The sequence below is a fragment of the Kitasatospora sp. MBT63 genome, from assembly GCF_000710465.2.
GTDB lineage: Bacteria > Actinomycetota > Actinomycetes > Streptomycetales > Streptomycetaceae > Kitasatospora.
On sequence record NZ_JAIZ01000430.1, the window covers coordinates 1 to 7,506 of the forward strand.

Consider the following 7,506-nt stretch of genomic DNA (forward strand, 5'->3'; position numbering starts at 1 on the left):
ACCACTCGCTGACCCTCGCCGCGCTGCGCGCCGTCGCCGCGTGCCTGCCGGTCAGATGCTGGCGACCACCCGGTCGGCCAGCACGTAGACGGTGTCCTCGTCGGTGGAGAAGGTCAGCGAGTACGAGCCGGAGAACCGCGAGCCGCCCAGCAGCCGGACGTCCTCGCCGCCGCGGACGGCGTCGATCAGCCGGTAGGCCGCCTCCCGGTCGCCGGGCGCCACGCACAGGGTGGTGCCGTCGGCGAAGGCGTACACGTCCAGGGTGCCCAGCGGGCCGGGGCGGACGTCGGTGAGGCCGACCTTCTCCTCGGCGAGCGCCGCCAGCCGGTCGTCGGTCCACTCCCGGGACGGCGTCGGGCTGGGGATGAAGTCCGGGTGCGAGGGGTGCCGGCGCGGGTCGGGGGCGGTGGCGGGCTCGGTGTCGGCGTCCAGCAGGCCGGCGTCCAGACCGGTGGCGAGCAGGTCGGCCTCGCGCCGGGCGCGGGCCTCGCCGCTGTCGGCGGGGTGCGGGGCCCCGCCGCCGTGGCCGGGGTGGGCGGGCATCGACGGGTGGACGCCGCCCTGGGCCGGGCCGCCCTCGTTGATCAGGTCCTCCAGGGCGGAGCGCAGCGCCTCGCCGAAGGCCGGGTCCATGGTGCCGGCGTTGCCGGTGGTGTCGGCGGCCTCGTCCGGGCCGGTCGGCCGCGGGAAGAACAGCGGCCACTCCTCGCCGACGGTGGTGAAGGGGGCGTCGAACAGCGGGGCGTCCTCGGCCGCCCTGGCCTCCTGCTCGGCCCAGAACGCGCGGGCCTCGGAGATCTCCCGCTCCCGGTCGGCCGCCAGCGCCTCGGTCACGGCGCGGCGTATCACGGCCTCGTCGACCACGGCCGGGGCGGCGGCGCCCGGGGCGGTCGGGTCGTTCAGCCGGCTTGCGACACGGCGCAGTTGGAGCAGGACGCCGGTGGACACGGCGATCAGGATCAGCAGCAGGACGGTGTAGACGGCGCTCACGGAACGTACTCCTTGCGAGGAGTGGAACGGGGTTACGTCTCCACACTGCCGCATGAAAGGCAGATGCTGCAGTGGCTGATGTCCGTTTTATGTGTGACTTTCCCCCTTGTCCCCAAATTGTTAGGTAATACCGTTCTACGCTACGCAGTTGATCCATTCCGGACTGTCGACGAAACCGGCTGAATCGACAACGGGAAGGGCCGGATCACACCTGGGGTGTGATCCGGCCCTCAATTACTCTCGGTGAGCCCGAACGGGTGGTGCGGGCCTGCCCGGTGGGGTCAGCTGAGCCGCTCGATGACCATCGCCATGCCCTGGCCGCCGCCCACGCACATGGTCTCCAGACCGAACTGCTTGTCGTGCCACTGCAGGGAGTTGATCAGCGTGGTGGTGATCCGGGCGCCGGTCATGCCGAACGGGTGGCCGACCGCGATGGCGCCGCCGTTGACGTTCAGCCGGTCCAGGTCGATGCCGAGGTCGCGGTAGGACGGGATGACCTGGGCGGCGAAGGCCTCGTTGATCTCGACCAGGTCGATGTCGCCGATGGACAGCCCGGCGCGCTTCAGGGCCTGCCGGGAGGCCTCGACCGGGCCGTAGCCCATGATCTCGGGGGAGAGCGCGCTGACGCCGGTGGAGACCACCCGGGCCAGCGGGGTGATGCCGAGCTCGCGGGCCTTGGTGTCGGACATGATCACCAGGGCGGCCGCGCCGTCGTTCAGCGGGCAGCAGTTACCGGCGGTGACCGTGCCGTCGGGGCGGAACACCGGCTTGAGACCGGAGACGGCCTCCAGCGTCACACCCGCGCGCGGGCCGTCGTCGGCCGAGACCACGGTGCCGTCGGGGGTGGTGACCGGGGTGATCTCGCGCTGCCAGAAGCCGGCCTTGATGGCGGCCTCGGCCAGGTTCTGCGAGCGGACGCCGAACTCGTCCTGGTCGGCCCGGGTGACGCCCTTGAGCGCGGCCAGGTTCTCCGCGGTCTGGCCCATCGCGATGTACGCGTCGGGGACCAGCCCGTCCTCGCGCGGGTCGTGCCACTCGCCGCCGCCCTCCTCGGCGCGCTTGGCGGTGCGGGCCAGCGCGTCGTCGAAGAACGGGTTGAGGGTGCCCGGCATGCCGTCCGAGGTGCCGTTGATGCTGCGCGAGACGGTCTCCACGCCGGCCGAGACGAAGACGTCGCCCTCGCCCGCCTTGATCGCGTGCAGCGCCATCCGGGTGGTCTGCAGCGAGGAGGAGCAGTACCGGGTGATGGTGGCGCCGGGCAGGTAGTCCATGCCCATCTGCACCGCGACGATCCGGGCCAGGTTGTGGCCCTGCTCGCCGCCGGGCAGGCCGCAGCCCAGCATCAGGTCGTCGATCTGCCGCGGGTCCAGCTCGGGCACCTTGGCCAGCGCGGCGCCGATGATCTGCGCGGTCAGGTCGTCCGGGCGGACGTCCTTGAGCGACCCCTTGAAGGCCCGGCCGATCGGCGAACGGGCGGCGCTGACGATGACGGCTTCGGGCATGACGGGCTCCTCGATGCGTGGCCTGGGCGGGCGAGCGGGTCCGGGCGCACGGGGGCCCGAGGTCGCTCGCAGGGAAAGTTACCGCTAAGTAGCCCCGGCGTCACCCGCCCCCGGGTGTGAGTTGGCCGACGCGGCCTCCGGCTCCGGCGAGGCGCCCGCGCCGGGCAGCCCGAGCCGCAGCCGGTGCCGCAGCTGCGCCCAGCGCCGGCCGCCCTCCGGGCCGACCGCCACCACTTCGGTGCCCGACTGCCCGGCCGCCGCGGCCGCGGCCACCGCGACCGGCAGCACCGCGTCGCCCTGCACCGGCCCGCTGCGGCCGGTCTCCTCGGGCCAGACCTCCAGGGCCGCGCAGAGCGAGGGCAGCATCGCCATCGCGGCCGTCGCGTAGCCCTGGGCGGACGGGTGGTAGCGGTCGGCCGCGAACATCTCCGGCCGGGCGGCGAACTCCGGGCCGAGCAACGAACCCAGCGACACCGTCCGGCCGCCGGCCTCCACCACCGCGATGGTCTGGGCCGCCGCCAGCTGCCGGCTCACCCGCCGGGCCACCCAGCGCAGCGGCGGCCGGACCGGCTTGATGGTGCCGAGGTCCGGGCAGGTGCCGACGACCACCTCGCAGCCCGCCCCGCGCAGCGTGGCCACCGCGTCCGCCAGCAGCCCCACCGCCTGGGAGGCGGGGCTGCGCCGGGTCACGTCGTTGGCGCCGACCATGATCACGGCCAGCTCGGGCCGGAACGGCAGCGCCCGCCGGACCTGCCCGGCGAGATCGCAGGAGCGCGCGCCCGAGGCGGCGACGTTGTGCAGCCTGACCCGGCGCTCGGCGACCGAGGCGAGCCCGCAGGCCAGCAGCGCGCCGGGGGTCTCGTGCCCGCGCAGGACCCCGAGCCCGGCCGCGGTGGAGTCCCCGAGGAAGAGCAGCCGCACCGGCGGCCGGGTGTCCGCGGGGTCCGCGAACGCCTCCCCGTACACCCCGTCGGCCCGCGGCGGATCCCCCTCCAGCAGGCCGATCGCGCGGATCGCCAGCCTGCTCTCGGTCAGCAGCACGCCCGCCACGCCGACCCCGAGCAGGCCGATCCCGCCACCGCCGTAGGCCGCGGCGGTCGCGATCCTCCGGGCCACCCGGGCCCTCGACGCCTGTGCCCCTGGCATCCGGCACCCCCTTGTCCGTCCGCCGCCGCAGCGGCTCGTGCGGCGGCTCCGTACTCCTTGGTACCCGCGTGGACCCGCGCGCTATCGGCGCCCATCGGCCATCCGTGGCCATAGGCTTTGAGTACCCACAGTCACAGCAGCCATAGTCCGGGAGGATCCCCGTGCGGTACCACAACTCGATCATCGATCTGGTCGGAAACACACCTCTGGTCAAGCTCAACAAGGTCACCGACGGAATCAGTGCCACGGTGCTGGCCAAGGTCGAGTACTTCAACCCGGGCGGCTCGGTGAAGGACCGGATCGCGATGCGCATGATCGAGGCCGCCGAGGCCTCCGGTGCGCTCAAGCCGGGCGGCACGATCGTCGAGCCGACCTCCGGCAACACCGGGGTGGGTCTGGCGATCGTGGCCCAGCAGAAGGGCTACAGGTGCATCTTCGTCTGTCCTGACAAGGTCTCCACCGACAAGATCAACACGCTCCGGGCGTACGGTGCCGAGGTGGTGGTCTGCCCGACCGCCGTCGCGCCCGAGCACCCGGACTCGTACTACAACGTCTCCGACCGGCTGGTCCGCGAGACCCCGAACGCCTGGAAGCCGGACCAGTACTCCAACCCGGACAACCCGGCCTCGCACTACCACTCCACCGGCCCGGAGCTCTGGGAGCAGACCGAGGGGAAGATCACCCACTTCGTCGCGGGCGTCGGCACCGGCGGCACCATCTCCGGCACCGGCCGCTACCTGAAGGACGCCTCCAAGGGCGCCGTCAAGGTGATCGGCGCCGACCCGGAGGGCTCGGTCTACTCCGGCGGCACCGGCCGCCCGTACCTGGTCGAGGGCGTCGGCGAGGACTTCTGGCCGACCGCCTACGACCGCGAGGTCGCGGACGGGATCGTCGCGGTCTCCGACAAGGACTCCTTCCAGATGACCCGCCGCCTCGCCAAGGAGGAGGGCCTGCTGGTCGGCGGCTCCTGCGGGATGGCCGTGGTGGCCGCGCTGGAGGTGGCCCGCGGGCTCGGCCCGGACGACGTCGTGGTGGTACTGCTGCCCGACGGCGGCCGCGGCTACCTCTCGAAGATCTTCAACGACGACTGGATGGCCGACTACGGCTTCCTGCCCACCGCCGAGGACGAGGCGCACATCGGCGAGGTGCTGGCCCGCAAGGACGCCGTCGAGCACGAGGGCATCCCGCAGTTCGTCCACATGCACCCCAACGAGACGGTCGCCGAGGCCGTCCGGGTGCTGCGCGACTTCGGCGTCTCCCAGATGCCGGTGGTCTCGCCGGGCGCCGGGCACCCGGACATCATGGCGGGCGAGGTGATCGGCTCGGTGGTCGAGCGCGAGCTGCTGGACGCCCTGTTCTCGCAGCGGATCAAGCTCACCGACAGCCTGGACAAGGTGATGTCCAAGCCGCTGCCGGTGGTCGGTTCGGGCGAGTCCGTCACCAGCCTGATGGCGGTGCTGGAGAAGGCCGACGCGGCCGTCGTGCTGGTCGAGGGCAAGCCGCAGGGCATCGTCACCCGCCAGGACCTGCTGTCCTACCTGACCAGCCGGGCCGGTCACTGACCACGGGTCAGCGGCCTTGACGGGCCGGACGGGTGAGGACGGGCCGGCCCGGCGGTTGGTACACCGACGTCACGTCCGCGCATCACGGGGTTAACAACCGTCCGGCATCGTAGTGGTCGACGGCAAGACGCCGAGCACGGTGGCAGCGGAGGTCGGGAGCGGCTCCCCGGCATCGCAGCCACCACGGACACGTCGGTCGGCCCTGACCCGGCCCACCGTGTCCTGCGCGCGGGGGCTGCCGTCGTCCCGCCCCTGCCGGCTCCGGCCGGGAGGGTGTGGTGGCCCCCGCGCCACCTATCGCGCCGAGAGGCGCGTCTCCGCGGCTCCCGGGTGGGGGAGCCCTTGCGGAGGCGGCAGGGCCGGTACCCGGACTCGGGCACCGGCCCTGCCGTGTTCCGCGCGCCGGGTCCACGGCGGGTCCACGCCGGGGCGTCGAACCCGTGTGCGCCGGCCCGTTTCCGTGCGGCGGCCCGCTCGCCTACCCTCGCAGGCATGACCAGCACTGATCTTTCCGGGCAGGACGCCCCGCGCTACGTCCGCCTCACCATAGAGCTCATCGCGGAGATCACCGACGAGCAGGCGCTCAAGGCCGCGGCCCTCGCCCAGGTCGACGCCGACGAGTACCTCGACGACGACGAGCGCGCGCAGTCCGTCGAGGCCATCGAGGTGGACCCGTCCGGCTCGCTCGCCCACTTCGTGGACCCCGTCGCACTGCTCGGCGAGGTGCCGGGCGTCGAGCTGACCTCGGCCACCTGGGAGTCGGCGATCACCGACTACGACCCCGAGGACGAGACCTGGGAGGAGCACGAGGTGGAGTAGCCCGTCCGGGCCTCGACCCCTGCCGCCGCCTGTCCCGGAGCATCCGGGGCGGGCGGCTTTTTCGATCGTTTGTCCGTTCTGATGGGATCTTGAGTATTCTCGAACGGTCTCGACCATTTCCTCACGGAACCGCAACAAGTCTCGATTGCGTCGGTCCCACCCGATGTGCCGGCAACGCGAGCAGCAGGGAGTCCGCAGTGACCGCACCGGAGAAGCCGAACCGTCCGCTCGGCGGCCAGTGGACGCGGCGTGGCGTGCTGGCGGGCCTGCTCGGCGCGCCGGCGCTGTTCCTGGCGGCCTGCGACGGCGGCAGCGGCGGCAGCAGCGGCGGCTCCTCGGAGAGCCCGCTGGCCCCGCAGGGCGGCACCGCCACCCCCAGCAGCAGCCCAAAGGCCTCGGTGGCGAAGATCACTGTCAGGCCGGCCAACGGCACCACCGACGCGCCGTTCGGCGACCCGGTCAAGGTCACCGTGACCGACGGCAGCCTGCGGGCGGTGGCGCTGGTGGACGCGACCGGCGCCGTCATACCCGGGCAGCTCAGCCCGGACGCCTCCGCGTGGACCTCGACCGGGCCGCTGGTCTCCGGCACCAAGTACACCGTCTCCGTGATCGCCGACGACCACAGCGGCCGCGAGGCCGACGCCAACACCAGCTTCGCCACCGCCACCCCGGCCAGCACCTTCGTCGGCTACTTCACCCCGGAGGACGGCTCCACGGTCGGCGTCGGGATGCCGATCTCGATCCGCTTCAACAAGCCGGTCACCAACCGCGCCGCCGTCCAGCGGGCCATCTCCGTGGTCGCCGACCCCGGCGTCGAGGTCGTCGGCCACTGGTTCTCCAGCACCCGGCTGGACTTCCGCCCGCAGCAGTACTGGGCCAAGGGCACCAAGGTCACGCTCAGCCTCCGGCTGAAGGACGTCGAAGGCACCAAGGGCGTCTACGGCATCCAGTCCAAGGACGTGACCTTCACCATCGGCCGCAGCCAGACCAGCGTCGCCGACCTCGCCGCCGACACCCTCACCGTCACCACCGACGGCAAGGTCACCGCCGTCTACCCGGTCATCGGCGGCTCCCCCGAACACCGGACCTGGGGCGGCAAGCTGGTCATCTCCGAGCAGTTCCAGCAGACCAAGATGGACTCCGCCACCGTCGGCCTCGGCGACGAGTACAACATCCCGGACGTGCCGCACGCCCAGCGCCTGACCGCCTCCGGCACCTTCATCCACGGCAACTACTGGTCGCCCGCCTCGCAGTTCGGCAAAGCCAACACCAGCCACGGCTGCATCTCCCTGCGGGACGTCCAGGGCGGCACCGACCCGACCACCAACGCGGCCAGGTTCTACGCCAGTTCGCTGATCGGGGACGTGGTCGAGGTGGTCAACTCCGGTGACAAGCAGGTCGACCCGGCCAACGGCCTGAACGGCTGGAACATGACCTGGACCCAGTGGAAGGCCGGCAGCGCCGTCTGACCCTCCGCCGGCCCGCCC

General features: G+C 72.5%; 6 protein-coding genes. 3 read left to right on the forward strand and 3 right to left on the reverse strand.

Features of this window, described 5'->3' with window-relative positions; translation table 11 throughout:
* Positions 1-51: 51 nt before the first annotated feature.
* The 3 genes from AA75_RS23860 to AA75_RS23870 all read right to left on the reverse strand — a co-directional run bounded on the left by AA75_RS23860 (position 52) and on the right by AA75_RS23870 (position 3,638).
* Positions 52-990, reverse strand: a complete 939-nt coding sequence (locus AA75_RS23860; RefSeq protein WP_051813177.1) for a hypothetical protein — start codon at positions 988-990, stop codon at positions 52-54.
* Between the two features lie 281 nt (positions 991-1,271).
* Positions 1,272-2,492: an acetyl-CoA C-acetyltransferase gene (locus AA75_RS23865; protein ID WP_033822254.1), complete on the reverse strand. Its 1,221-nt coding sequence runs from the start codon at positions 2,490-2,492 to the stop codon at positions 1,272-1,274.
* An 84-nt stretch (positions 2,493-2,576) separates the two neighbouring features.
* Positions 2,577-3,638: an SGNH/GDSL hydrolase family protein gene (locus tag AA75_RS23870; RefSeq protein WP_033822255.1), complete on the reverse strand. Its 1,062-nt coding sequence runs from the start codon at positions 3,636-3,638 to the stop codon at positions 2,577-2,579.
* 161 nt (positions 3,639-3,799) lie between these two features.
* On the opposite strand from AA75_RS23870, the gene AA75_RS23875 reads away from it, so the two are divergent.
* The 3 genes from AA75_RS23875 (at position 3,800) to AA75_RS23885 (ending at position 7,488) form a co-directional block, all read left to right on the forward strand.
* The gene (locus tag AA75_RS23875) at positions 3,800-5,200 is read left to right on the forward strand and encodes a cystathionine beta-synthase (RefSeq protein WP_033822256.1); all 1,401 of its coding nucleotides are present in this window, start codon (positions 3,800-3,802) and stop codon (positions 5,198-5,200) included.
* Between the two features lie 492 nt (positions 5,201-5,692).
* Positions 5,693-6,019, forward strand: a complete 327-nt coding sequence (locus tag AA75_RS23880; RefSeq protein ID WP_033822257.1) for a hypothetical protein — start codon at positions 5,693-5,695, stop codon at positions 6,017-6,019.
* Positions 6,020-6,216: 197 nt separating this feature from the next.
* Positions 6,217-7,488: an Ig-like domain-containing protein gene (locus AA75_RS23885; RefSeq protein WP_033822258.1), complete on the forward strand. Its 1,272-nt coding sequence runs from the start codon at positions 6,217-6,219 to the stop codon at positions 7,486-7,488.
* Positions 7,489-7,506 lie beyond the last annotated feature (18 nt).